The organism is Azospirillum sp. (assembly GCF_035628975.1).
Taxonomy (GTDB): Bacteria; Pseudomonadota; Alphaproteobacteria; order Azospirillales; family Azospirillaceae; genus Azospirillum.
Window position 1 is genome coordinate 146,782 of sequence record NZ_DASPIS010000098.1, and the last position, 22,892, is coordinate 169,673.

At 69.6% G+C, this 22,892-nt stretch carries 27 protein-coding genes; 17 read left to right on the top strand and 10 right to left on the bottom strand.

Annotated features, from left to right (window positions below):
* Nucleotides 1-78: 78 nt before the first annotated feature.
* The 3 genes from kduD to VD964_RS21950 form a co-directional block, all read right to left on the bottom strand.
* Nucleotides 79-837 (bottom strand): 2-dehydro-3-deoxy-D-gluconate 5-dehydrogenase KduD, encoded by a 759-nt coding sequence (gene kduD / locus VD964_RS21940; RefSeq protein WP_324870621.1) that lies wholly within the window; start codon nt 835-837, stop codon nt 79-81.
* A 16-nt stretch (nt 838-853) separates the two neighbouring features.
* A complete protein-coding gene (gene kduI / locus VD964_RS21945; protein ID WP_324870622.1) occupies nt 854-1,690 on the bottom strand; it encodes a 5-dehydro-4-deoxy-D-glucuronate isomerase in 837 nt (278 codons plus the stop codon).
* Between the two features lie 440 nt (nt 1,691-2,130).
* Nucleotides 2,131-2,442, bottom strand: a complete 312-nt coding sequence (locus tag VD964_RS21950) for a hypothetical protein (protein WP_324870623.1) — start codon at nt 2,440-2,442, stop codon at nt 2,131-2,133.
* A 154-nt stretch (nt 2,443-2,596) separates the two neighbouring features.
* Between VD964_RS21950 and VD964_RS21955 the strand changes: the two genes are divergently transcribed.
* From VD964_RS21955 to soxA, 8 genes are all read left to right on the top strand, one after another.
* Nucleotides 2,597-3,067, top strand: coding sequence for a (2Fe-2S)-binding protein (locus tag VD964_RS21955; protein WP_324870624.1), 471 nt, complete (start codon nt 2,597-2,599; stop codon nt 3,065-3,067).
* A gap of 17 nt (nt 3,068-3,084) precedes the next feature.
* Nucleotides 3,085-5,244 carry a xanthine dehydrogenase family protein molybdopterin-binding subunit gene (locus tag VD964_RS21960; protein WP_324870625.1) on the top strand — a complete coding sequence of 720 codons (2,160 nt, stop codon included), beginning with the start codon at nt 3,085-3,087 and terminating at the stop codon, nt 5,242-5,244.
* Nucleotides 5,237-5,512, top strand: coding sequence for a c-type cytochrome (locus tag VD964_RS21965; protein ID WP_324870626.1), 276 nt, complete (start codon nt 5,237-5,239; stop codon nt 5,510-5,512). The genes VD964_RS21960 and VD964_RS21965 overlap by 8 nt, the downstream gene beginning before the upstream one ends.
* The gene (locus VD964_RS21970; protein ID WP_324870627.1) at nt 5,502-6,740 is read left to right on the top strand and encodes an NAD(P)/FAD-dependent oxidoreductase; all 1,239 of its coding nucleotides are present in this window, start codon (nt 5,502-5,504) and stop codon (nt 6,738-6,740) included. The genes VD964_RS21965 and VD964_RS21970 overlap by 11 nt, the downstream gene beginning before the upstream one ends.
* Before the next feature lie 145 nt (nt 6,741-6,885).
* Entirely contained in the window at nt 6,886-7,293 is a 408-nt protein-coding gene (gene soxX / locus VD964_RS21975; RefSeq protein ID WP_324870628.1) for a sulfur oxidation c-type cytochrome SoxX, read from the top strand.
* An 8-nt stretch (nt 7,294-7,301) separates the two neighbouring features.
* Nucleotides 7,302-7,745 carry a SoxY-related AACIE arm protein gene (locus VD964_RS21980; protein ID WP_324870629.1) on the top strand — a complete coding sequence of 148 codons (444 nt, stop codon included), beginning with the start codon at nt 7,302-7,304 and terminating at the stop codon, nt 7,743-7,745.
* Between the two features lie 3 nt (nt 7,746-7,748).
* Nucleotides 7,749-8,069 carry a thiosulfate oxidation carrier complex protein SoxZ gene (gene soxZ, locus VD964_RS21985; RefSeq protein ID WP_324870630.1) on the top strand — a complete coding sequence of 107 codons (321 nt, stop codon included), beginning with the start codon at nt 7,749-7,751 and terminating at the stop codon, nt 8,067-8,069.
* Entirely contained in the window at nt 8,066-8,800 is a 735-nt protein-coding gene (soxA, locus tag VD964_RS21990) for a sulfur oxidation c-type cytochrome SoxA (RefSeq protein ID WP_324870631.1), read from the top strand. Before soxZ ends, soxA begins: the two co-directional genes overlap by 4 nt.
* Nucleotides 8,801-8,803: 3 nt before the next feature.
* On the opposite strand, the gene VD964_RS21995 is transcribed toward soxA, so the two are convergent.
* The 3 genes from VD964_RS21995 to VD964_RS22005 form a co-directional block, all read right to left on the bottom strand.
* Nucleotides 8,804-9,451, bottom strand: a complete 648-nt coding sequence (locus VD964_RS21995) for a glycosyltransferase family 25 protein (RefSeq protein ID WP_324870632.1) — start codon at nt 9,449-9,451, stop codon at nt 8,804-8,806.
* A 20-nt stretch (nt 9,452-9,471) separates the two neighbouring features.
* Complete coding sequence (locus tag VD964_RS22000; RefSeq protein ID WP_324870633.1) at nt 9,472-12,453, bottom strand: tetratricopeptide repeat protein; 2,982 nt, start codon at nt 12,451-12,453, stop codon at nt 9,472-9,474.
* 67 nt (nt 12,454-12,520) lie between these two features.
* Nucleotides 12,521-13,348: an alpha-1,2-fucosyltransferase gene (locus tag VD964_RS22005; protein WP_324870634.1), complete on the bottom strand. Its 828-nt coding sequence runs from the start codon at nt 13,346-13,348 to the stop codon at nt 12,521-12,523.
* 151 nt (nt 13,349-13,499) lie between these two features.
* Here VD964_RS22005 and VD964_RS22010 point away from each other — a divergent pair, with 151 nt between their 5' ends.
* The 4 genes from VD964_RS22010 to VD964_RS22025 all read left to right on the top strand — a co-directional run bounded on the left by VD964_RS22010 (nt 13,500) and on the right by VD964_RS22025 (nt 16,935).
* A complete protein-coding gene (locus VD964_RS22010; RefSeq protein ID WP_324870635.1) occupies nt 13,500-14,234 on the top strand; it encodes a class I SAM-dependent methyltransferase in 735 nt (244 codons plus the stop codon).
* Between the two features lie 75 nt (nt 14,235-14,309).
* The gene (locus VD964_RS22015) at nt 14,310-15,188 is read left to right on the top strand and encodes a glycosyltransferase (protein WP_324870636.1); all 879 of its coding nucleotides are present in this window, start codon (nt 14,310-14,312) and stop codon (nt 15,186-15,188) included.
* Between the two features lie 120 nt (nt 15,189-15,308).
* The gene (locus VD964_RS22020; protein WP_324870637.1) at nt 15,309-16,010 is read left to right on the top strand and encodes a class I SAM-dependent methyltransferase; all 702 of its coding nucleotides are present in this window, start codon (nt 15,309-15,311) and stop codon (nt 16,008-16,010) included.
* A gap of 94 nt (nt 16,011-16,104) precedes the next feature.
* The gene (locus VD964_RS22025; RefSeq protein ID WP_324870638.1) at nt 16,105-16,935 is read left to right on the top strand and encodes a class I SAM-dependent methyltransferase; all 831 of its coding nucleotides are present in this window, start codon (nt 16,105-16,107) and stop codon (nt 16,933-16,935) included.
* A gap of 117 nt (nt 16,936-17,052) precedes the next feature.
* Here VD964_RS22025 and VD964_RS22030 read toward each other — a convergent pair whose 3' ends face one another.
* A complete protein-coding gene (locus tag VD964_RS22030; protein WP_324870639.1) occupies nt 17,053-17,733 on the bottom strand; it encodes a transglutaminase family protein in 681 nt (226 codons plus the stop codon).
* Between the two features lie 4 nt (nt 17,734-17,737).
* On the bottom strand, nt 17,738-18,199 hold the full coding sequence (locus VD964_RS22035) for a TIGR02444 family protein (protein ID WP_324870640.1): 462 nt from the start codon (nt 18,197-18,199) through the stop codon (nt 17,738-17,740).
* 123 nt (nt 18,200-18,322) lie between these two features.
* On the opposite strand from VD964_RS22035, the gene VD964_RS22040 reads away from it, so the two are divergent.
* Both VD964_RS22040 and VD964_RS22045 read left to right on the top strand, forming a co-directional pair.
* Nucleotides 18,323-19,015, top strand: a complete 693-nt coding sequence (locus VD964_RS22040; protein WP_324870641.1) for an AzlC family ABC transporter permease — start codon at nt 18,323-18,325, stop codon at nt 19,013-19,015.
* Entirely contained in the window at nt 19,002-19,301 is a 300-nt protein-coding gene (locus VD964_RS22045) for an AzlD domain-containing protein (protein WP_324870642.1), read from the top strand. The genes VD964_RS22040 and VD964_RS22045 overlap by 14 nt, the downstream gene beginning before the upstream one ends.
* Before the next feature lie 3 nt (nt 19,302-19,304).
* Here VD964_RS22045 and VD964_RS22050 read toward each other — a convergent pair whose 3' ends face one another.
* A complete protein-coding gene (locus VD964_RS22050) occupies nt 19,305-19,760 on the bottom strand; it encodes a MarR family winged helix-turn-helix transcriptional regulator (protein WP_324870643.1) in 456 nt (151 codons plus the stop codon).
* Between the two features lie 53 nt (nt 19,761-19,813).
* Between VD964_RS22050 and VD964_RS22055 the strand changes: the two genes are divergently transcribed.
* Both VD964_RS22055 and VD964_RS22060 read left to right on the top strand, forming a co-directional pair.
* Entirely contained in the window at nt 19,814-20,227 is a 414-nt protein-coding gene (locus tag VD964_RS22055) for a VOC family protein (RefSeq protein WP_324870644.1), read from the top strand.
* A 131-nt stretch (nt 20,228-20,358) separates the two neighbouring features.
* Nucleotides 20,359-21,411 carry a sodium-dependent bicarbonate transport family permease gene (locus VD964_RS22060; RefSeq protein ID WP_324870645.1) on the top strand — a complete coding sequence of 351 codons (1,053 nt, stop codon included), beginning with the start codon at nt 20,359-20,361 and terminating at the stop codon, nt 21,409-21,411.
* 4 nt (nt 21,412-21,415) lie between these two features.
* Here the strand turns inward: VD964_RS22060 and VD964_RS22065 are convergent, their stop codons facing one another.
* A complete protein-coding gene (locus VD964_RS22065; protein WP_324870646.1) occupies nt 21,416-21,712 on the bottom strand; it encodes a hypothetical protein in 297 nt (98 codons plus the stop codon).
* A 194-nt stretch (nt 21,713-21,906) separates the two neighbouring features.
* On the opposite strand from VD964_RS22065, the gene VD964_RS22070 reads away from it, so the two are divergent.
* Complete coding sequence (locus VD964_RS22070) at nt 21,907-22,788, top strand: LysR substrate-binding domain-containing protein (protein ID WP_324870647.1); 882 nt, start codon at nt 21,907-21,909, stop codon at nt 22,786-22,788.
* The last annotated feature ends 104 nt before the right edge of the window (nt 22,789-22,892 follow it).

Genomic DNA, 22,892 nt, shown 5'->3' on the forward strand with positions numbered 1-22,892 from the left:
AAAAGCGGACGGCCCGCATACCGGGGAACCCCCGGAATGCAGGCCGTGCAGAAGGCTGGAACCGTAGTCCCCCGGCGCTCAGCGCGCCAGCCAGCCGCCGTCGACCGGCAGGATGGTGCCGTGGATGTAGTCGGCCGCGTCGGAGGCCAGGAACACCGCCGGGCCGCCGATGTCGGACGGCACGCTCCAGCGGCCGGCCGGGATGCGGCCGAGGATCTCGGCGTTCCGCTTCTCGTCGGCGCGCAGGGCGGCGGTGTTGTTGGTGGCGACGTAGCCCGGCGCGATGGCGTTCACATTGATGCCCTTGCCCGCCCATTCGCAGGCCAGCAGCTTGGTGATGCCGGCGACGCCGCTCTTCGACGCGGTGTAGGAGGGCACGCGGATGCCGCCCTGGAAGGACAGCATGGACGCGATGTTGACGATCTTGCCCTTGCGCCCGTTGTTGATCGCATAGCGGCCGAAGGCCTGGCAGAGGAAGAACACCGTCTTGATGTTGATGTTCATCACCAGGTCCCAGTCGGCCTCGGTGAAGTCCACCGCGTCGGCACGACGGATCAGGCCGGCATTGTTGACCAGGATGTCCAGTTGGCCGAGGGTGCCGACCGTCTCCTCAACCAGCCCCTGGACCGGGGCGATGCTGGTCAGGTCGGCGTGGATCGCGTGGAACTTGCGGCCGGCGGCCTCGACGAGGCCCTTGGTCTCGTCCAGCGAGACGACGTCGACGGCGGCGATGTCGGCGCCGGCCTGGGCCAGGGCCAGGGCGATGCCCTGGCCGATGCCGGTGTTGGCGCCGGTGACCATCGCCACCTTGCCCGAAAGGTCGAAGAGGTTGCTCATCGTTCCGCCTCCCCGGTCAGCGCATGGTGACCAGGGGAACCTGGTCCATGTCGTCGAACGTCTGGTTGTCGCCGCCCATGGCCCAGATGAAGGTGTAGTTGTGCGTGCCGACGCCGCAGTGGATCGACCACGGCGGCGAGATCACCGCCTGCTCGTTCTCAACGACGATGTGGCGGGTTTCCTGCGGCTGGCCCATCATGTGGAAGACGCGCGCGCTCTCCGGCAGGTCGAAGTAGAAGTAGACCTCGTTGCGCCGGTCGTGCGTGTGCGGCGGCATGCTGTTCCACATGTTGTTCGGCTTGAGCATGGTCAGGCCGAGCACGAGCTGCGCGGTCTTGCAGACGTCCGGGTGGATCATCTGGAAGATGGTGCGCTCGTTGGAGGTGGAGGGATCGCCGAGGTGGCGCTGCTTGGCGTCGGCGATCGAGATCTTCATGGTCTCGTAGCGCGCGTGGGCCGGCGTGCTGTTCAGGTAGAACTTGGCCGGCGTCTTGCGGTCGAGGCTCTCGAAGCGGACGTCGACGCTGCCCTGGGCGACGTACAGGCAATCGCGGGTGTCGAGCTCGTAGACGGCGCCGTCCACGGTGACGCGGCCGGGGCCGCCGACGTTGACCACGCCCAGCTCGCGCCGCGCGAGGAAGGTGGGGGAGCCGATCTCCTTCGGCGCCTCGAGGGTGAGCGGGCCGGCGACGGGCATGGCGCCGCCGACGACGAAGCGCTCGATGTGGCTGTAGGTGAGGACGATGTCGTCCGCCTGGAACAGCGATTCGACAAGGAAGTGGTCGCGCAGCGTCTGCGTGTCGAAGCCGCGGACGTGGTCCGGGTGGGACGCGTGGCGGACGGCGATCTTCATCGGAAACCCTCTTGTCTGTCGGTCTGGCGGTCGGGAGTGTGCGGCCGGTGACGGCCCGCGGCGGTCAGCCTGTGTCTCTGATTTTGGGATAGCATATTAATATATTAGTACGCAAGGCCAAACCGACCGACCTCCAACATTTTCCCAGCGCGAGCGTGGCGCGGGCGGGGGCCTCGCGCCTTTTGAAACGGGGTTGAAGGGCTTGTCCGTGTGTCGGATTCGAGTGCCGGGCGTGTGCTGGTTTCCCGATGGGATTGCCGGCATGCGCGGTGCTTTGTCGCGGCTGCCGGCCCCGCTGTCGACGGGCGGGAGGGCGCGGCATATCCCTCCGAGCGCGCCTCCGGTACGGCGACCGGGCGGGGGGGCGCGTGCGACTCGGTGTGCCGGGTGGATCGGCCGTCCAGGCTGCTTCCGGATTCCGGCGGGCGGGAAGGCCCGCGCTACTGCCGCCACATCGGCGTCGGGTTGGCCGGGGTGCGCGCCGGACGCAGCGGATGCCGCGTGGACACAAGCACCGTCTGGCGCCGCAAATCCTCGTCGGTGAGGCCAAGCGATTTGAGCACGGCGCGCCCGTCTTCCCCTGAACAGGCGGCGAAATCGACCAGATCGCGCAGAGACAGCATGGCTTCTCCCCGCTCCTTGTTGTTGCGGTGCGTCATCATGCGTGGCGCCGCAAAAGAAAACGGCGAACGAAAACTGAGGCTCGTGTCCAGGAAGTCTTGCCGATGCCGCGGACGGAGGAAAGTACGCATTTGGGGGTAGGGACCCTCGTGCGGACGGCGGTGCCCGGCCGAGGCATCTCCAAAAGCGCATAATCGCTTGGCGCCACCTCTGGTCGAACCACCTTGCTCGGCAGGCGCGGGGTGCCCCCAAGCGACAAGATGTCCCAGCCAGGGAGGAAGAGCGATGGTCCGGCTCACCATCAACGGAACGGTGCGCGACGTCGACGCGGAACCGGACACCCCGCTGCTGTGGGTGATCCGGGAACAGGCCGGGCTGACCGGCACCAAGTACGGCTGCGGCGTCGGCCAGTGCGGCGCCTGCACCGTGCACATCGACGGCACGCCCGTGCGTGCGTGCGCGGTGACGCTCTCGGCGCTCAAGCCGGAGCAGAAGATCGTCACCATCGAGGGGCTGTCCGCCGATTCCTCCCACCCCGTGCAGAAGGCGTGGGCGGCGCTCGACGTGCCGCAGTGCGGCTACTGCCAGTCGGGCATGATCATGTCGGCCGCGGCGCTGCTTCAGAAGACGCCGAAGCCGAGCGACGCCGACATCGATCGCGAGGTCACCAACATCTGCCGCTGCGGCACCTACAACCGGGTGCGCGCCGCCATCAAGCTTGCCGCCGACGGCGGTGGCGACGCCAGCCGCACCTGATGCCGGGGAGGGACACGATGAACGTACAGGTTTCGCGCCGCGCCTTCCTGGCGGGCTCCGCCGCCGCGACCGGCGGCTTCACCTTCGGATTCCACATTCCCTTCGCCGAGGCGGCGTCCGGCCCGGCGGAGGTCAACGCCTGGGTGGTCGTCAAACCCGACGAGACGGTGGTGATCCGCATCGCCCGGTCCGAGATGGGGCAGGGCACGCTGACCGGCCTTGCCCAGCTCGTCGCCGAGGAGTTGGAGTGCGACTGGGTGCGCGTCACGACCGAATACCCGACACCGGGCCAGAACCTCGCCCGCAAGCGGGTGTGGGGCAACTTCTCCACCGGCGGCAGCCGCGGCATCCGCGAGTCGCACGACTACGTCCGCAAGGGCGGCGCCACCGCACGCGTCATGCTGGTGCAGGCGGCGGCCGACGGCTGGGCCGTGCCGGCCACGGAATGCACGGTGTCGAAGGGCGTCGTCACCCACACGCCCACCGGCCGCACCACCACCTACGGCGCGGTCGCCGACGCGGCGGCGCGGCTGACCCCGCCGGCCGAGGTGCCGCTGAAGGACCCCAAGGACTGGACCGTCGCCGGCAAGCCGCTGAAGCGGCTGGACACCGCCGAGAAGCTGAACGGCAAGCAGGTCTACGGCATCGACCTCACCATGCCCGGCATGCTGAACGCCGCCATCCGCGACTGCCCGGTCTTCGGCGGCAAGGTGAAGAGCTTCAACGCCGCGGCCGTTCAGGCCATGCCGGGCGTGAAGAAGGTCGTCCCGGTCGGCGAGACCGCGGTCGCCGTGGTCGCCGACACGTGGTGGCGGGCCAAGACCGCGCTCGACGCCCTGCCCATCGAGTGGGACGAGGGGCCGAACGCGAAACTCTCCAGCGCCGATGTGGCGGAGACGCTGCGCGCCGGCCTCGACGCCAAGGAGGCGTTCGTCGGCAATCAGGCCGGCGACGCGGCCGCCGCCATCAAGGGCGCGGCCAGGGTGGTGGAGGCGACCTACGCCTACCCGCACCAGAACCACGCGACCATGGAGCCGATGAACGCCGTCGCCCTGTTCACCGGCGACCGCTGCGAGGTGTGGACGCCCACCCAGAACGGCGAGGCGGCGCTGGCCGCGGCATCGGAGGCCGCGGGCCTTCCGGCCACCCAGTGCGAGGTGCACAAGGTCCACCTGGGCGGCGGCTTCGGCCGGCGCGGCGCGGTGCACGACTGGGTGCGGCAGGCGGTGGCCATCGCCAAGGCGATGCCCGGCACCCCGGTCAAGCTGATCTGGAGCCGCGAGGAGGACATGCTGCACGGCCGGTTCCACCCGGTCACCCAGGCGAAGATGACCGGCGCCCTGGACGCCCAGGGCAATCTGGTCGGGCTGCACATGCGCATCTCCGGCCAGTCCATCGTCGCCGGCATCTTCCCGCAGAACCTGCAGAACGGGAAGGACATGGCGACCTTCCAGGGCCTGCTGCCGAGCGGCGACGGAACCTTCGGCTACGGCGTGCCGAACCTGCTGATCGACCACGCCATGCGCAACCCGCCGGTGCCGCCGGGCTTCTGGCGCGGCGTCAACCACAATCAGAACGCCATCTACGTCGAGTGCTTCATGGACGAGCTGGCGCACGCCGCCGGCCAGGACCCGCTGGAGTTCCGCCGCAAGCTGATGGCGAACCACCCGAAGCACCTCGCCGTGCTGAACGCGGTGGCGGAGAAGGCCGGCTGGAGCACCCCGGCGCCGGCCGGCGTGTTCCGCGGCATCGCGCAGCACATGGGCTTCGGCAGCTACGTCGCCGCGGTGGCCGAGGTGTCGGTCAGCAAGGACGGCCAGCTGAAGATCCACCGCATCGTCGCCGCCACCGACCCCGGCCACGCCGTCAACCCGCAGCAGATCGCGGCGCAGGTCGAGGGCTCCTTCGCCTATGGCCTGTCGGCCTGCCTGCACGGCGAGTGCACGCTGAAGAACGGGCGCATGGAGCAGGAGAACTTCGACAGCTACCCGCCGCTGCGCATGAACGAGATGCCGGCGGTGGAGACCATCGTCATGCCGTCCGGCGGCTTCTGGGGCGGGGTGGGCGAGCCGACCATCGCGGTCGCCGCGCCCGCGGTGCTGAACGCCATCTTCGCGGCGACCGGCAAGCGCATCCGCTCGGTCCCGCTGAAGAACGCCGACCTGCGCCATGCGTAGGCTGGTGCCGGCCGCCGTGCTCGCCGTCCTGTCGGCGGGCGCGGCGGCGGCCCCGCCGGGGGCGGAGGGGTGCGCCGGCTGCCATCCGGCGGCCCAGGCCGCCGGCGCGCCGCCGCCGCTGGCCGGGAAGCCGGCGGAGGATATCGCCGCCGCCATGCTGGCCTTCCGCGCCGGCGCGCGCCCGGCCACCGTCATGGACCGCATCGCCAAGGGCTTCACGGATGAGGAGATCCGCGCCGTCGCCGCCTGGGTGGCCCGTGCCCAGTAGGCGGGCCGTCCTGGCCCTGCTGGGCGCCGCGGCGCTGCCGCTGCCGGCCTTTGCCCAGGCGAAGCCGCGCGTCGTGGTGGTCGGCGGCGGCTTCGGCGGGGCGACCTGCGCCCGCGCGCTGCACCGCGCCGGGATCGCCGTCACGCTGGTCGAGCCAAGCCCGGCCTACACCGCCTGCCCGTTCAGCAACGCCGTCGTCGCCGGCCTGCGCGACATGGAGGGGCAGACCTTCGGCTACGACGGCCTGACACGCGAGGGCGTGGCGCTGGTGCCAGACCGCGCCGTCGGCGTCGAGACCGGTGCGGTGGCGCTGGCCGGCGGCGGGCGGCTGCCGTTCGACCGGCTGGTGCTGGCGCCCGGCATCGACATCGTGTTCGGCGCGCTGCCCGGATACGACGAACAGGCGGCGGAACGCATGCCGCACGCCTGGAAGGCCGGTCCGCAGACCGTGCTTCTGCGGGACCGGCTGCGCGCCCTGCCGGACGGCGGCACGGTGGTGATGAGCGTGCCGGCCAACCCCTACCGCTGCCCGCCCGGCCCCTACGAGCGCGCCAGCCTGATCGCGCATTACCTGAAGACGCACAAGCCGCGCTCCAAGCTGCTGGTGCTCGACGCCAAGGACTCGTTCTCAAAGCAGAAGCTGTTCCAGCAGGCGTGGGCCGAGCTGTACCCCGGCCTGCTGGAATGGGTGCCGCTGTCGGCCGGCGGCAAGGTGACGGCGGTGGAGGGGAACGCGCTGGTCACCGACTTCCAGCGCGTCACGGCCGACGTCGCCACCGTGATCCCGCCGCAGCGGGCCGGCGCCATCGCCGCGGCGGCCGGAGCGGCCGACCGGAGCGGCTGGTGCCCCATTGACCCGGTCACCTTCGAATCGCGCCTGCGCCCGGGCGTGCACGTCATCGGCGACGCCGCCATCGCCGGCGCCATGCCGAAGTCCGCCTTCGCCGCCAACGCCCAGGCCAAGGTGTGTGCCGCCGCCGTGGCCGCCCTGCTGCGTGGTGCGGCGCCGGACCCGCCGAAGCTCATCAACACCTGCTACAGTCTGGTGGCGCCGGACTACGGCATCTCGGTCGCCGGGGTGTACCGCGCCGCCGACGGCCGCCTCGTCGATATCGAAGGCGCCGGCGGCACCAGCCCGCCCGACGCCGCCCGCTCCGTCCGTGCCCAGGAAGCCGCCTATGCCGAAGCCTGGTTCCGCACCGTCACGAGCGCCGTATTCGGCTCCTAGCCTCACCGGGCGGAGGGGAAATCCTCGATACGGTGGGGGTGAAACACAGAGGCACAGAGACACAGAGATTTATTTTTCTCTGTGGTCCTCTGTGTCTCTGTGCCTCTGTGTTTTCGCGTCCAAGTTCGTGCATTCAGGGGCTCTCGTGGCCTTGTTGCTGATGCTGTCGTTTGCCGTGCCGACGACGACCTTCGCCCAGGACACGATTCCCGACCCGCTGACCGGCGTCCGGGGCGACCCGGCGCGCGGGCGGGCCATCGTCGCCGACCGGCGGCGCGGGCTGTGCCTGCTCTGCCATTCCGGGCCGTTCCCGGAGGAACGCTTCCAAGGCGACCTCGCCCCCGACCTGTCCGGCGCCGGGGCGCGGCTGAGCGAGGGGCAACTGCGGCTGCGCATCGTCGATGCGCGCCGGCTCACTCCCGATACGATCATGCCGTCCTATTTCAAGGTGGAGGGACTGACCCGCGTCGCCCCGGCGTTCCAGGGCAAGCCGGTGCTGAGCGCCGCGGAGATCGAGGACGTGGTGGCGTTCCTGGCCACCCTGCGCGATTGAGGACGAGGATGACCGAGCTGACCCGCCGTTCCCTGCTCGCCGCCGGCACCGCGCTGCTGCTGGTGCGCCCGGCGCACGCCACGCCGCAGGCGATGGCCGAGGCGATCCGCGCCTTCGCCGGGGGCGCCGCTAAAGCGCAACCCGGCCGCGTGACGCTCGACCTGCCGGCGCTGGTGGAGAACGGCAACTCCGCGCCGCTGACCGTGGCGGTGGACAGCCCGATGACGCCGGACTCCTTCGTGCGCCGCATCGCCGTGTTCAACGAGAAGAACCCGCAGCCGAACGTCGCCGTCTTCCACCTCACCCCGCGCTCCGGCCGGGCGGTGGTGTCGACGCGCATGCGGCTGGCGGATTCGCAGACCATCGTCGCCGTCGCCGAACTCAGTGACGGGACGTTCTGGTCGGCCAGCGCCGAGGTGATCGTGACGCTGGCCGCCTGCCTGGAGGGCTGACCCATGCCGCGCGCCATGATCAACGTGCCCCAGTCCGTTCCCCGCGGCACGGTGTTCGAGATCAAGACGCTGGTCTCCCATCCCATGGAGACCGGCTTCCGCCCGGACGAGTCGGGCCGGCTGCGCCCGCGCGACATCATCCACACCTTCGTCTGCACCTACAACGGCGAGGAGGTGTTCCGCGCCGAGCTGTTCCCGGCCCTCGCCGCCAATCCCTTCCTCAGCTTCACCGCGGTGGCGACGGAGAGCGGCGCGCTGGCCTTCCACTGGACCGACGACCACGGCGCCACCCACACCGAGACGGCGCGGATCACCGTGACATGAGGCGGCTGGCGCTGGCGTTGGCGCTGATGGCACTCCCCGCCGCGGCGGACGACCGCCGCTCCGGCTTCGACTACATGGGGCCGGACACCCAGGCCATGCAGCGCGACGATACCGCCAACCCCGGCATGCTGTGGGTGCGCGACGGCGAGGCGCTGTGGACCCGCGCCGAGGACGGACGATCCTGCGCGGACTGCCACGGGGCGGTGGACGGTATGCGCGGCGTGGCGGCGCGCTACCCGGTGTTCGACGACGCCCCGCTGTCCCTGGAGCAGCGCATCAACCGCTGCCGGACGAAGCACCAGGGCGCAGCACCTCTGGCCTACGAGACCCAGGAATTGCTGGCGCTCACCGCCGTGGTGGCGCACCAGTCGCGCGGGTTGCCGGCGGCGCCCGATCCCGACCCGCGCCTGGACGCCGTCCGCGCCGAGGGCGAGCGGCTGTTCCGGCAGCGCCAGGGGCAGCTGGACCTCGCCTGCAGCCAATGCCACGACGAGAATGCGGGCAAGCGGCTGGCCGGCAACCCGATCCCGCAGGCGCACCCGACCGGCTATCCGCTCTACCGGCTGGAATGGCAGGGGATGGGATCGCTGCAGCGGCGGCTGCGCAACTGCCAGGGCGCGGTGCGGGCGGAGCCCTACGCGTACGGCTCGGCCGAGCTGGTGGCGCTGGAGGCCTACCTGATGGCGCGGGCGCGCGGCATGCCGCTGGAAACGCCGGCGGTGCGGCCGTGACGGCTACACCGGCTCGTTGCTGTAATCGACGAACCGGTCCTCGACCTCCGAATAGGACGCCCGCTGGCCGCCGACGACCGGCAGCAGGATGAACCAGTTGTCGATGTGCTGCAGTCTCTGCCACAGGACGTCGCAGGCGAAGCGGGTGATGATCAGCTCCCGCGGCGTGTGCTCGCGGTAGCGTTCCAGCGACATCAGCGATTCGACGAAACAGTTCATCAGCTTCGGCACGTAGCGCCGCCGGACGATGTAGCCGGCCGTGGTCAGCGATTCGAAGACGCGGCCGAGTTCGCGGTGCGGCGTGCCGAACGCGTTGATCTTCGAGGACGCCAGCAGCAGGACGTCCCAATCGATCCCCCACTCCGCGACCTGACGCAGCTGCCGGTCCAGCTCGCCGGCGGTGATGTTGAAGTCGAAGTCGTCCTCCAGGACCATGCAGTAATCGCGGGTGTCCTCGGTCAGGAAGCGGGAGAAGCACTTCACGTGCGACTTGGTGCAGCCCAGCGCGCCGAATCCCTTCTCGAGGACGGCGGGCACGCGCTGCACGCCGAGGTCGGCAAACCCCATGGCGGCGTGGTTGGCGAGGCACTGCTCCCAGCGGTCGACCCGGCGGTCGAGGTTGATCTGGTAGATCGCGGCCTGTTCGAGCATCCTGCCTCCGACGGTGTGTGTCACGGCCCATCGCCGCGGACGGCGATGACCTCCATGCCGAACCGGCACGCTTCGCCCACGGCGTAGCCGGCCGGCGCGAAGCCGTGCTTCTCCAGCAACGCGCACAGGTGCGCGCGGGTGAACGCGTGACGGACCGCGGCGTCGCCCCAGCACGTGTTGTCGCCCCGGCGGTCCGCCAGGGTCCAGGCCGGCGCATCCCGGTTCGGCGTCTGCACGACCAGCACGCCGCCCGGCCGGAGCAGGCGCCGCAGGTCGGCGAGCAGGGCGGCGGGGAAGGGGGCGCGCTCCAGGACGCCGATCAGGCTGACCACGCCGAAGCGGCCGGCGCCGTCGGTGATCTGTTCCGGCCCGCCGTACCAAGCCTCGCCGCCGAGATCGCGCAGCGCCTGCACCGCGGCGGCGTCGCGCGACACGCCGCAGGGGCGGTAGCCCCACTCGGCGGCGGTGAGCAGGAGGCCGGCGTCGCCGAAATCGACGTCCAGCCAGTCGCCGCCCGGCACCAGGCGGGCGACGCGCTCCACCGTGCGCCCGGCGACCGGCCGCGCCGCCTCGATGTTGCGGCCGACCGCCGGCTCTGCGCCGGCCGGGGCCGCGGCGGTGTCCGGCGACGGGTGCACCTGCGTGAACAGGTGGTCGCAGGCGCCGCAGCGGCACCACACGATGCCCTGCGGCACCGACGGTGCGGCCGCCTTCAGCACGGCGGGAATGTCGGTGGCGGCGCACAGCGGGCAGCGCTCGTACGCGATCCCGGCCGGCGCCGGCTGTGCGGTCGGTTGGGGGGGAAGCTCCGCGGCCGGGCGTGGCGGCACGATGAAGGCGCGCGGCGTCTCCCCGGCCCGCCGGATGTCCCACATGCCGGCGAAGGCGTCCTCCAGATGGGCGGTGAAGCGGGCGATGTCGAACAGCGGCGAGGACAGGCGGTTGCGGGCCAGCCGCTCGCGCAGCGCCGCCAAGTCCGAGGGGTTGCGGGCCAGACGCAGCGCCGTCGCCTCGTATTCCTCCAGCGACGACACGACCAGTTCCGGCAGGCCGGCGGCCCGCACCAGGCTGCCGGCGACGCGGCTGACGAAGGTTTCCCCGGCACAGGTCAGCACCGGCAGCCCGGCCCACAGCGCGTCCGAGGCGGTGGTGTGCGCGTTGACCGGCAGGGTGTCGATGAACAGGTCGGCATGCCGGTGGCGGGCGAGGTGTTCGGCCAGCGGCATCGCGGGCGAGAAGACCAGCCGCGCCGGATCGATCCCTGCGGCGGCGGCCTCGCGGCGCAGGTTCTCCCTGGCGGTGGAATTGCTGTCGAGCAGCCACAGAACGCTGCCCGGCACCGCCGACAGCAGGCGCATCCAGACCGCGAACACCGTCGGTGTGATCTTGTACAGGCCGTTGAAGCTGCAGAAGACGAAGCCCTCGTCCGGCAGGCCGCACGCCGCGCGGTCGGGCGTGTGCCCGGCGATGGCGCGCTTGGTGTCGTTCGGCTGGTAGACCTCGGGCAGGTGCACCAGCCGCTCGCTGTAGTGGGCCTGTCGGTCCATGGGGGCGATGAACGGGTCGGCGATCAGGTAATCGACGAACTCCGCGCCCATGGTGCCGGGGAAGCCCAGGAAGTTGACCTGGACCGGCGCCGGCCGGTAGGCGAGGATCTCGCTGCGCGCGTCCTTCGTGTAGCCTTTGAGGTCGACCAGGATGTCCACCTCGTCCCGGTGGATCAGCCGGGCGGCCTCGAGGTTGGACAGCGCGCGCACGTCGGCGAAGTGGTCGAAGGCGGCGACCAGCCGCCGTCGCATCGGGCCCTGGCTGTCGGGGCCGTAGGAATAGCCGCGGATCTCGAAGCGCGCGCGGTCGTGCCGCTCGAACAGCTCGGCCATCAGGTAGGCGGTGGCGTGATCGTGGAAGTCGGCGGACAGGTAACCGATGCGGATGCGTCCCCCGTCCCGCGGCTGGCGCTCGGGCAGCCGTTCGGCGGGCGGCAGCGTCATCGGCGCCGCCCACAGCCGCGCGCAGGCCAGTTGCTCCTCCGCCGTCGAATCCTGGGTGAGGAACGCGAAGGGCGAGGCCCGCCCGGTGCCGGCGCGGACGATCTCGCGCATCCGCCGCTCGTTTTCCGGCAGGCCCGGCCAGTGGCACAGACGCTGCTGCTGGAAGATCAGGCCGCTCAGCGCCTCGCCGAACAGGGGCTTGCGGCGGACCGCCTGCGCGAAGCAGGCCAAGGCGTCCTCCGGCCGGCCGGCGGCCTGATGGACGTATCCCAGGCCGCAATAGGCGTCGGCGTAGTCCGGGTTGGCGTTCAGCGCCTGCGTGAACGCCGCCACGGCCTCGGCGTATTTCCCCTGCCGTTCCAGCGCGATGCCCAGGTTGTTGTAGGCGTCCGCGAAGCCGGGACGCTGCTGCACCGCCTGCAGGTAGCAGGCTTCGGCCTCCGCCAGGGCTCCCTGGTTCTTCAGCAGGTTGCCCAGGTTGTTCAGCGCCTCCGGGAACACCGCGCGCTGGGCGAGCGCCTGCCGGTAGCTCTCCGCCGCCTCGGTGAACCGCCCCCGCTGGGTGAGCAGGTTGGCGAGGTTGTACAGGGCCTCCGGGTAGTCGGGGCGTTGCCGGACGGCGTCGCGGAAGAGGGTTTCCGCCTCTTCCAGGCGACCGAGCGCGACGAGGACGAGGCCGAGGTTGCTGCGGGCCTCCGGATTGTCCGGCCGCTGCCGGATGGCGTGGCGGTACTGCGCCTCCGCCTCGCCGAGCCGTCCCAGGTCCTTCAGGACGTTGCCGAGATTGTTGTGGGCCTCCGGGACCTTCGGCTGGATCGTCAGGGATTTGCCGATCAGGTCCGCCGCCTCGGCAAGTTGCCCCTTCCAATAGGCGATCAATCCCAAATGATGGAGCGCGATGGAGTCGTTCTTCCGCAAGGCGAGAACGTTCCTGTACAGGGTTTCCGCCTCGCCGATCTGGCCGGCCTGGAGCGCGTTCACCGCCCTGACAAGGAGCTGGTTAGCCGACATTATCCGATACCCCGCCGCGTCGGGTGATCTGTAGCATCGGTGCCCGACGTCCGCAACACGGGCACCGCTACAGCGCGATCCGCGTCCAGCTCTCCGGGATCAGGTCGCTGGTGTCCGGGTTCGACGCCATCCAGCGCGCCGGCGCACACACGATCTTGCCCTCGTGCGTCCCCAGCCAGGCGGCCCACCAGCTGAAGCTGCTGTTGGCGATCACGAAGTGCTTGCAGGCGCTCATCAGCCGCAGGTCCTCGTAGTCCTGGTCCGGGCCGTTGTGGCCGACGAAGACCGTCGGCAGGCCGGTGGCGAGGTTGGCCTGCGCCCAGTAGATGTCGTCCGAGAACACGAACAGGGTGGCGGCGCCGGCCCGGTGGACGATCAGCCGCAGCGCCCAGAGATAATAATCGAGCGGAAGCGCGCCATGCATCCTTGCCACCCCGGGATCGGTGACGTAGTCGCCGCGGCGGATGTGCACCGCGACCGAATTGCTGCCGCGGATCATCTCCAGCAACTGGGCGTTCTGGCCGGCCGGCGGCGTGCGGACCTGGAATTCCGAGCGGATGGAGTCCTCGACGCCTTCGAGATAGCGGAAGCTCTGGAAATAGCCCCGCATGTACACCGGAACGGCCACCCGGTCGAGCTTGGGATCGAAGGAGAACGGGCCGGGCTCGCTGTAAATATGCCCCTGGTAAAGGACGGTGGTGAGGTCTTCGATTCCCGCGATGTCTTCAACGATGGACAGATTGTTCAAGCCATACCGCCGCCATCCGTAGGATGATTGAAAGTGCGTGGTGTTGAGCTTGAGCTTGACGCCTTGCATCAGCGACACGCGGCGTGCGGCGGCGTACATGAACATCTGGTTGCCCAGGCCGCCAATTATGTCGCTGATGACCATCATTTCGCCTTGGAAAGACATCGCCGATGTCGATCGAAGCTAACCCATGCACGCCGTCGAAGAAACAGGATTTGAACCGTGCCGCGGCTGCGGGCTCGCTTGACCGTGGTCGGCGTTTCGGTGTCAATGAGCCCTCGCGGCCAGGGGCAGGGACATGGATCAGGCAACCTTCCAAGCCAACTTCGACCTTCTGTGCCGGCAGCACTCCGCCACCGCGCCGCGGTTCGACCTGAACGAGACGCGGGTCTTTCCGCTGCTGGAGGACGACGTGCGCCCGCCGGAGTTCGACGCGCACTACGTCTATCACACCGCCTGGGCGGCGCGGCGCCTCGGCGTGATCGCGCCGGCCGAGCACGTCGACTTTGCGTCGTCCATCTATTTCGTCGCGATCGCTTCGGCGATGGTTCCGTTCCGCTATATGGAATACCAGCCGTCCTCGTTCGCGATGGCGGGGGTGGAGCCCGGACGCGCCGACCTGACGAACCTGCCGTTCGAAAGCCACTCCCTGCCGTCCGTATCGTGCATGCACGTCGTGGAGCACATCGGGCTCGGCCGCTACGGCGACGCCATCGACTATGACGGCGATGCCAAGGCCATGGCGGAACTCGCCCGGGTCGTCGCGCCCGACGGATCGCTGCTGTTCGTGGTGCCCGTCGGGAGTCCGCGCATCGTCTACAACGCCCACCGCATCTATTCGTACCGCCATGTCATGGAGGCGTTCGGCCGGAACTTCTCCCTGGAGGACTTCGCGCTGCTGACCGACCAGGGGGCGTTTCTCGCCCAGGCGTCGGTTGCGGAGGCCGATGCGCAGTTCTACGGATGCGGCTGCTTCCATCTCATCAAGCGGCGGACCGAACCCCTGGCGGACGGCTGGCTGCCCGGCTGGTAAGGCCCGCGGTTAAGGCGATCTTAGTAGGCTGTACCCGAAAAGAATGACAGAGCACGTGGATGGGAGAGTGCGGCGATGACGGGAATTGCGGCTGACGCGGGGTTCGTTTTCAATCGCGCCGGGCCGCCGCCGGAACAGCCTGCGATTTCGGTCATCTGCCTCAACAAGGATCACGGCGCGTACATCGAGGACTCCATCCTGTCCGTCCTCGGCCAGAAGTTCGACGATTTCGAGTTCATCGTCGCCGACGGCGGGTCGACCGACAACTCCCTCGACGTCATCGCGAAATACCCGTTCATCCGGCTGCTTCCCGGCAGCGACCGGTCGCGGCCGGAGGGGATCCTGCGCGCGACGGCCGCCGCGCGCGGCCGCTACATCATGTTCACCACCTCGACCGACGGATACCTGTCGCGGAACTGGTTCAGCAGCGTCGCGGCCCTTCTCGATCGGGAGCCGCAGGTGTCGCTGGTCTTCGGCGCCAGCGCGGCGATGAGCGAGGACGGCACACTGGGCGGCGTCACCTATCCGGGAAGCGTGCTCGCCAGCGCGCCGCAACGGGAGCAGATGGCGTCGCTCTGGCTCACGCACGGGCTCAGTCACGCGTATCTGCCCGAGCTCAACTACTGCATGCGACTCAACGTCTTCCGCGCCCTGATCGGGGAGAGCGGCGATTTTCCCGAGTTGAACGGCATCGACCCCATCCTGCGCGTCCACTTCGAATTCCACCGCCTCGGCTTCCTGGCCGCTTACCAGCCGATCCTGGCCAATTTCGGCCGGACGCATCCGGAGCAGGACCAGTTCTCCGAAAAGAACCAGCGCTATCTGGCCCTCTACAATGATGTATGGGGGCGATATCGCGACGACGTTCTGGCCGGCCGCCGTGTGCATGTGCTGCGCGACGGAACCGGCCAGCCGTTCGTGCGATTCGACGTCGGTGCCGCGGCGGCCGGTTGACCGGTCGATTGCTGTGATCATGGAGAGAAGTGCAGCCGAGGTCACTGACCTCACGTTGACAGTCTTTTCGAGCTCCTATAGCGTATTTGGCTCCATGTTCTTTTCAGAAAAGATGCACGCATGGTCGCTGGACTTTCGAATGACGCCAACAGGGACGCGTGGATTGAGCGGCAGCTTGGCCTGATCCCAGCGAATAAGAAGATCATCGACATCGGCGCCGGGCCATGCCGCTACAAAAAGTTCTGTTCGCACCTCGATTACACATCGCAGGATTTCTGCCAATACACGGGAACGGGCGACGGCCAGGGCCTGCAATCCGGATCGTGGGACTACGGCCAGATCGACATCGTCTCGGACATCACCGACATTCCGGTGGACGACGGGACATTCGATGCCGTCATCTGCACCGAGGTGCTCGAGCATCTGCGGGACCCGATCCAGGGGCTGCGGGAGATCAGCCGGGTCCTGAAGCGGTCGCAGGGCGCGACGCTGCTGCTGACCGCGCCGTTTGCCTGCCTCACCCACCAGTCGCCGCACTTCTACTACACCGGGTTCAGCGAACATTTCTACACGACCCACCTCTCCCATTTGGGGTTCGACCTGGAGATCGAGGAGAACGGAAACTTCTTCGAATGCCTGGCGCAGGAAATCCACCGCCTGCCGGGGATGGCTGCCCGGTTCTGCAACGCGGGGCTGAGCGACAACATGATCGGCACGCTGCGGGGCCTGCTGGATTGCCTGGGCGAACTGAGCGCGCGGGACACCGGGTCGAGCAAGCTTCTCTCGCATGGATTGCACATCCGGGCCGTCCGGCGCCTCTGACCGTTGCTCGGGAGATGAAGCGAATGTTCGTCTTCCGCCAATCCCGTATCCGGTGCATCGACCTGCCGCCGAGCCTTCATGAAAAGGAAATCCGATGATGCAAGAAGCCATTTCAAATATTCTGTTCCCTGACGCGCCTTATTTCGGCGGCATGACCTGCGGCATTCAGGGCGGCGAACCGATCAGGCATCTCCTGATGGGGGCGACGGTAGGGCTGGCGACGCCGGGGGACCGCCCGATCCGCATCCTGGAGATTGGTTCCTGGATAGGTTTCAGCACTTTGACGTGGGCAGAAGCGATCGCGAGGTTCTGTCCGCACAAGGGAACGATCGTCTGTGTGGATCCCTGGGCCTCTTATTTCAGCAAGGACGATATTGGAAAGTCAAAATCCTATGAAGCAATGGACTTCATGGGGAGAACCGGTCTGGCCTACGATCTGTTTTGTCATAATATCAAATTTTCCGCCCCCGGAGTCCGGGTCGATCACATCAGGGGCGCGTCATCGAACATCCTCCCGCACTTGAGGGAAAAATACTTCGACATCATTTATATTGACGGAAGCCATTACTACGAAGACGTTTTGAGGGATATCAGGCTCGCCGACGAACTTCTGGTTGACGGCGGAATCATGTGTGGAGACGACCTCGAAATGCAGATCTCCGACGTCGGGCGTGAGGTGGCGGAGCAGAACAAGTCCGTCGACTTCCTCATCACGAATCCGAACGCCGGGACTGGGTTCCACCCGGGTGTGGCGCTGGCTGTCGACGAGTTCTTCGGGCGGGTGTCGGCTCTGCGGGGGTACTGGCACATGCAGAAGACGCCGGAAGGCTATCGCGAGGTCAGCCTTGGCGGCGCGAACGTGTTTATTCCCAGGCATTTCCCGGATCAGCTCAAAGCGACGTGCAGCGCGTTCCTGAATGGCTAGGCGCCTCCTGGCGGCAGACCGTACGGAGGGAAAACGCATAGGGTGGCCGCGCTTGGCCGGGCACGGCCATAGAGTCACCGGCCGTTCCGGTAAGTGGCCGGCGGCAACGTCACCGTCTCATCCGCCGCGCGGATCGGTGCGCTCGGTCTCCGCCTCCCGCTCCATGTCTCCGCCGGTGCCGCCGCACAGCTTCGGGTACAGGCGGGCCATTTCCCCGATCAGGAAGTGCGCCGGCACGTCGTGGAACAGGCCATGGTCGGCGAGGTACTCCATGAACTGGCGCCCGGCGCTGTCGGTCGGCTGCAGCAGCGCGTCGGCCACACCGTCGAACTCCAGCGCCTCGACGCCCAGCTTGGCGCACAGCGAGGCGTTGAAGGTCGGCGTCACCTTCACCCAGCGCCCCTGCAGCAGCACCTCGACGTAGCCGTGCCAGGCGAAGACGTCGGTGCCCACCGCCTCCAGCAGGCGGCGCGTCGCCAGATGGTTGCGCACGTCGGCGAAGCCCAGCCGGGCCGGCAGCCCGACGCTACGCGCCGCCGCCGCATACAGCGCCGCCTTGCCGACGCAGTAACCGTCGCCGGCCACCAGCACCGCGCTGGCCCGGTAGGTGGCGGGATCGCCGTAGTCGACGTACGGGTTGTAGCGGATGCCGTCGCGCACCGCTGTGTAGAGCCGGCGCGCTGTCTCCACGGGGGTTGCGGCGTCGCCGGCCGAGTCGCGGGCGAAGGCCTGCACCGCGGGGTCGTCGCTGTCCACATACTCGGCCGGGGCGAGATACAGCCGGGCGGCGGTGTCCATTCCTCTACTCTCCTTGATGGTGTTTCGCGGCGGCGAGCAGCAGCGCCACGGCGGGTTCGTCCGGCACCAGCCGGCGCAGGTTGGCCTCCGCCGCGTCCCAGTCCGGCGTGCCGGGCCGCAGGCCGGAAGCGCGGCAGAGCCGCACCTGCTCCAACCGCTCCGATTCCAGCTCGACCGCCTTGACCGCCTGCCGCAGCGCCTCGGCCCCGTCGATGCCCTTCAGGTGCCGGCGCACGCCGCGCAGCGGCGCCACCACCGGGCGGTGCCACGCCGCCGCCTCGGCCGCCAGCCGCTCCGCCTCCGCGCCGGAGAGCCGGGCGCCACAGACCGCGCCGGCCCACAGCGCCAGCAGCAGCAGGTTGACGTCGACGCCCAGCCGGTCCTGCAGGTCGATGCACGCGGCGTCGACGCCCGGCCGGCCGTACACCGCCAGCGAGAACCGCCACAGGGACTCTTCGGGGGACACCGCGCCTCCTTCGCTTCGATCTCTCATCGATGAGAAAAACTTGTGCCCATCACAAGTTCCTCTCATTTGTCGGGCCTCGCCCGTGGTCCCATTATGCACGGTTCCACCAGTCAGGGTCACGGAATGACGGTCCGCCTGAGCATGCAGGGCGTGATGCGCGGCGCGCGGGAGATGGCGTTCATCACCGCCTCGACCTTCCTGTTCGGCGTCACCTTCGGGGTGGCGGCGCGCGGCGTCGGCATGGAGGGCTGGACCGCGCTGGCCATGAGCATGGCGGTGTTCGCCGGCGGCTCGCAGTTCGCGGCGCTCGACCTCTGGCACGCACCGATTCCCTGGGGGCCGCTGCTGGTGGCCACCTTCGCGGTGAACGCGCGGCACCTGCTGCTCGGCGCCTCGCTGTACCCGTGGTTCTCCGGCCTGCCGCCGTGGCAGCGCTACGCCGCGGCGACTCTGCTCAGTGACGCCAACTGGGCGCAGGCGGTGCAGGCGCACGCGAAGGGCGAGCGCGACGCCGGCTATCTGATCGGCAGCGGCCTCGTCATGTGGGCGGCGTGGGCCGCCGGGACCGGGGCCGGGGCGATGCTGGCGACGCTGTCGGCGGCGGCTCTGAAGGCGTTCGGGCTCGACCTGATCTTCGTGACCTTCTTCGCCTGCATCCTGGTGGAGATGCGGCGCGACGGCCGCGACGACCTGCCCTGGCTGGTCGCGGCGGCAGCGGCGGTGGCGGCGCTGTGGTGGCTGCCGCCGCACTGGCACGTGCTGGTCGGCGGCGTGGCCGGCGGGGTGGCGGGGGTGCTGCGCGATGCCGGACGCTGAGATCGCCCTGCTTGCCATCGCCGGCATGGCGGTGGTCACCTACGCCACGCGGGCCGGCGGGCTGTGGCTGATGGTGCACGTGCCGATGTCGCGGCGGGTCGAGTCGTTCCTGCGCTACCTGTCCGGCTCGGTGCTGGTGGCGCTGGTGGTGCCGGCGGCGCTGCAGGAGGGCGGCGCCGCGTGGATCGCCGTCGCCGCGGCGGCGCTGGTGATGCTGGCGACCAAGCGCACGCTGCTGGCGCTGGTGCTGGGGGTGGCGGTCGGGGCGGCCTACCGGGCGCTGTGAGGCTTATTCCCCCGGCGGCCGCGACACCGCGACGAGGCCGGCGCGCAGCCCGTCGCCGCCCTCGGGCAGGCTGCCCTCGATCTCCGCGTGGACGCGCTTCCAGACCGGCACGGCCTGCGCCAGGAGCGCCCGGCCCTCCGGCGTCAGCGACAGCAGCCGGCCGCGCTTGTCGCTGGGGTTGCTGAGGATGGCGACCAGCCCGCGGCGCTGCAGCGGCTTCACCGCGGCGGTCAGCGTCGTCCGGTCCATGCCGAGCAGCGGGGCGACGGCGCCGATCCCCGGCGGCTCCGGCCGGTTCAGCGCCATCATCAGCGAGAACTGCCAGTTGGTCAGGCCGAGCGGCCGGAACGCCTCGTCGAAGGCGCGCGCCAGCACCCGCGCGGCGCGCTGCACGTGCAGGCACAGGCAGGTGTCGCGGACCAGCAGGGTCGTCTCGAACGGAACGTCGTCGTTTGACATGCCAACAATATGTTGATATCAACTTTCCTCGTCAACGATAAGGGAGGGGTACCATGCACGTCCAGCCATATCTGTTCTTCGAGGGCCGGTGCGAGGAGGCACTCGACTTCTACGCCCGCACGCTCGGCGCCGAGGTGCGCATGATGATGCGCTTCAAGGACTCGCCGGACCCGGCTCCGGAGGGGGTGATCCCGCCCGGGTTCGAGGACAAGGTGATGCACGCCGAGGTCCAGGTCGGCGACAGCGTTCTGTTCGCCTCGGACGGCTGCTGCTCCGGCACGTCGGGCACGCAGGGGTTCGGGCTGTCGCTGACCGTGAAGGACGAGGCGGAGGCCGACCGCGTGTACGCCGCGCTCGGCGACGGCGGCCGGGTGGTGATGCCCATCGGGAAGACCTTCTTCTCGCCGCGCTTCGGCATGGTCGCCGACCGCTTCGGCGTGACGTGGATGGTGATCGTCCCGGGCTGATGGGTGGCGGCGGGCTTGCCATTGATAATCTCAATGGCAAGCCTTTCATCTATCAATTTCCCCAGCGGACACGTTCGCTCCATAGTCGCCGCGGCGGGCGGCCGGCCCGTGCCTTCGCATGGGACCTGACGATGATTCCGACTATGCCCGGGGCGGCGCTCGACGTGCTGCTCTCTCCACCGATCCTGTTCTTCGGCCTGGGTGCCGCCATCGCGCTGGCGGGAGCGCGCATTCCCTTTCCCGAGGGCTTCGGCAAGGCGCTCGCCGCCTACCTCCTGGTGGCCATCGGGCTGAAGGGGGGCGTCGCGCTGGCCGGCACCGCGGCGGGCGAGGTGCTGCCGCTGCTGATGACGGCGGCGCTGCTCAGCTTCGCCATGCCGGTGCTGGCGTTCGCCCTGCTGCGCGGCCCGGTCGGGATCGACCGGGTGAACGCCGCGGCGGTGGCGGCGCACTACGGCTCGGTCAGCCTCGTCACCTTCGTGACCGCCGCCGAGGTGTTGAACAGCCAGGGCATCGGCTTCGGCGGCCACATGGTGGCGGCGCTGGCGATCATGGAGGGGCCGGCCATCGTGGCCGGGCTGCTGCTCTCCGGCGCGGTCGGCGCCGCGGCGACCGTCGGCGTCGCCGCAGGCGCGGGCGGCGGCACCGTGGCGGTGGTGGGAGCGGGGGCAGGGGCAGGGGCAGGGGACGTCGGCCTCTGGCGCGGCGCGGTGCGGGAGGCGGCGTTCAACGGCTCGGTCCTGCTGCTGGCGGGCGCGCTGCTGGTCGGGCTGGTGATCGGCAAGCCGGGGCTGGACCGGCTGAGCGGCCTGTTCGTGGCGCCCTGGGACGGCGTGCTGAGCCTCTTCCTGCTGGAGATGGGCTATCTGGCCACGGCGCGGCTGCGCGAGGCCATGACGCTCAACGCGCGGATCCTCGCCTTCGGCATCGGCATGCCGCTGCTGGGCTGCGTCATCGGGCTGGCGGCGGCGCGGGGGCTCGGCCTCGGGCTGGGGGAGACCGCGCTGCTGGCCACCCTGTGCGCCAGCGCCTCCTACATCGCGGTGCCGGCCGCCCTGCGGCACGCGCTGCCCGCCGCCGACCCGGGGCTGTCGCTGCCGCTGTGCCTGGGCGTCACCTTCCCGTTCAACATCCTGCTCGGCATTCCGCTCTATCTGACGCTCGCCCGCCTGACGGCGGGCTGAGCGCTCAGCCGGCGACGATGCGGCCGTAGCGCCGGCGCTGCATCAGGCGGCGCCGGTGGCCGATCTCCGCCCGCAGCTCCTGCAAGGCGTGGCCGTTGCGGCGGAACAGCACGACGGACCACGCCATCAGGCCCATGCCGACGAGGAAGGTCCCGCCGATGAAGGTGTAGGCCAGCCAGGCGTAATGGTCGCCGGCCATGGGCTTGATCAGCCAGTCGAACGCAAGCCACAGCTTGTCGCCCACCAGCGACAGCATGCCGCCGGCGGTGGCCACGACGAAGGGGCTGTTGGACCGCAACACGCGAACCCTCCAAAAGCAGGTGCGCCCGTCGGCGCGCGTGCACTCGAAGAGATCCGACATCGCAGGCGGCGACCCGCCTGCCAGAGGGGCCCGGATCAGGACGACTGTGGAGATGGCCCCGCCACGGCCGCGTTCAAGGCCCCGCTCTCGCCAAATCGGACGCGCGCGGTTAGGGTGGGGGCAGGGGAGGGACCATGCCGACGCCGCTGCCGCCGTTCGACCTCGATCTTCTGCGCACCTTCGTGACCATCGTCGACTGCGGCGGCTTCACCCGCGCCGCCGAGCGGCTGGGGCGCACGCAGTCCACCATCAGCCTGCAGATCAAGCGGCTGGAGGACGGCCTGGGCAAGCGGGTGTTCGAGCGGGAGGGCCGCGCCCTCAGCCTGACCCCCAGCGGCGAGATCCTGCTGACCGCGGCGCGGCGCATGCTCCAGCTCGCCGGCGAGACCTGCGCCCGCCTGACCGAGCCGGACGTCGACGGCATCGTGCGCCTCGGCACGCCGGAAGATTTCGCCACCGCGCACCTGCCCGACGTGCTCTGGCGCTTCGCGCGCGCCCACCCGCAGGTCGGGCTGCAGGTCAACTGCGACTTCACCGCCAACCTGCTGGACGGCTTCTCGCGCGGCGAATACGACCTAATCCTGTGCAAGCGCGAGCCGCAGGGCGGCACCGGCGGCACCAAGGTATGGCGCGAGCCGCTGGTGTGGGCGGCGTCGGAGCGGCTGCTGCTGCACCCCGGCGAGCCGATCCCGCTGGTGCTGGGGCCCTACCCGGACATCTACCGCAAGCGGGCGCTGGAGGCGCTGGACGCGCACGGCCGGCCCTGGCGGATCACCTACACCAGCCCCAGCCTCGCCGGCGTGCAGGCGGCGGTGCGCGCCGGGCTGGGCATCACCATCCTGCCCAAGGAGCTGGTGGCCGCCGGCTTCCACATGATGGGCGCCGAACACGACCTGCCAGACCTCGCCGACACGGAGATCGCCCTGTACCGCGCGCCGGGCGCCCTGTCGAAGGCCGCCGAGCTGCTGGCCGAGCACATCGTGCGCTCACTGGAGAACGCCAGGGCGGAGCACTGAGGGCGGCTGCGGAAGTCCCCGCTACGCCAGCACCCACCCGGTGATCTCCGCCCCCAGCACGACGATCGCCACCGCCCACGCCGTCGCCGCCGCGCAGAACGCCA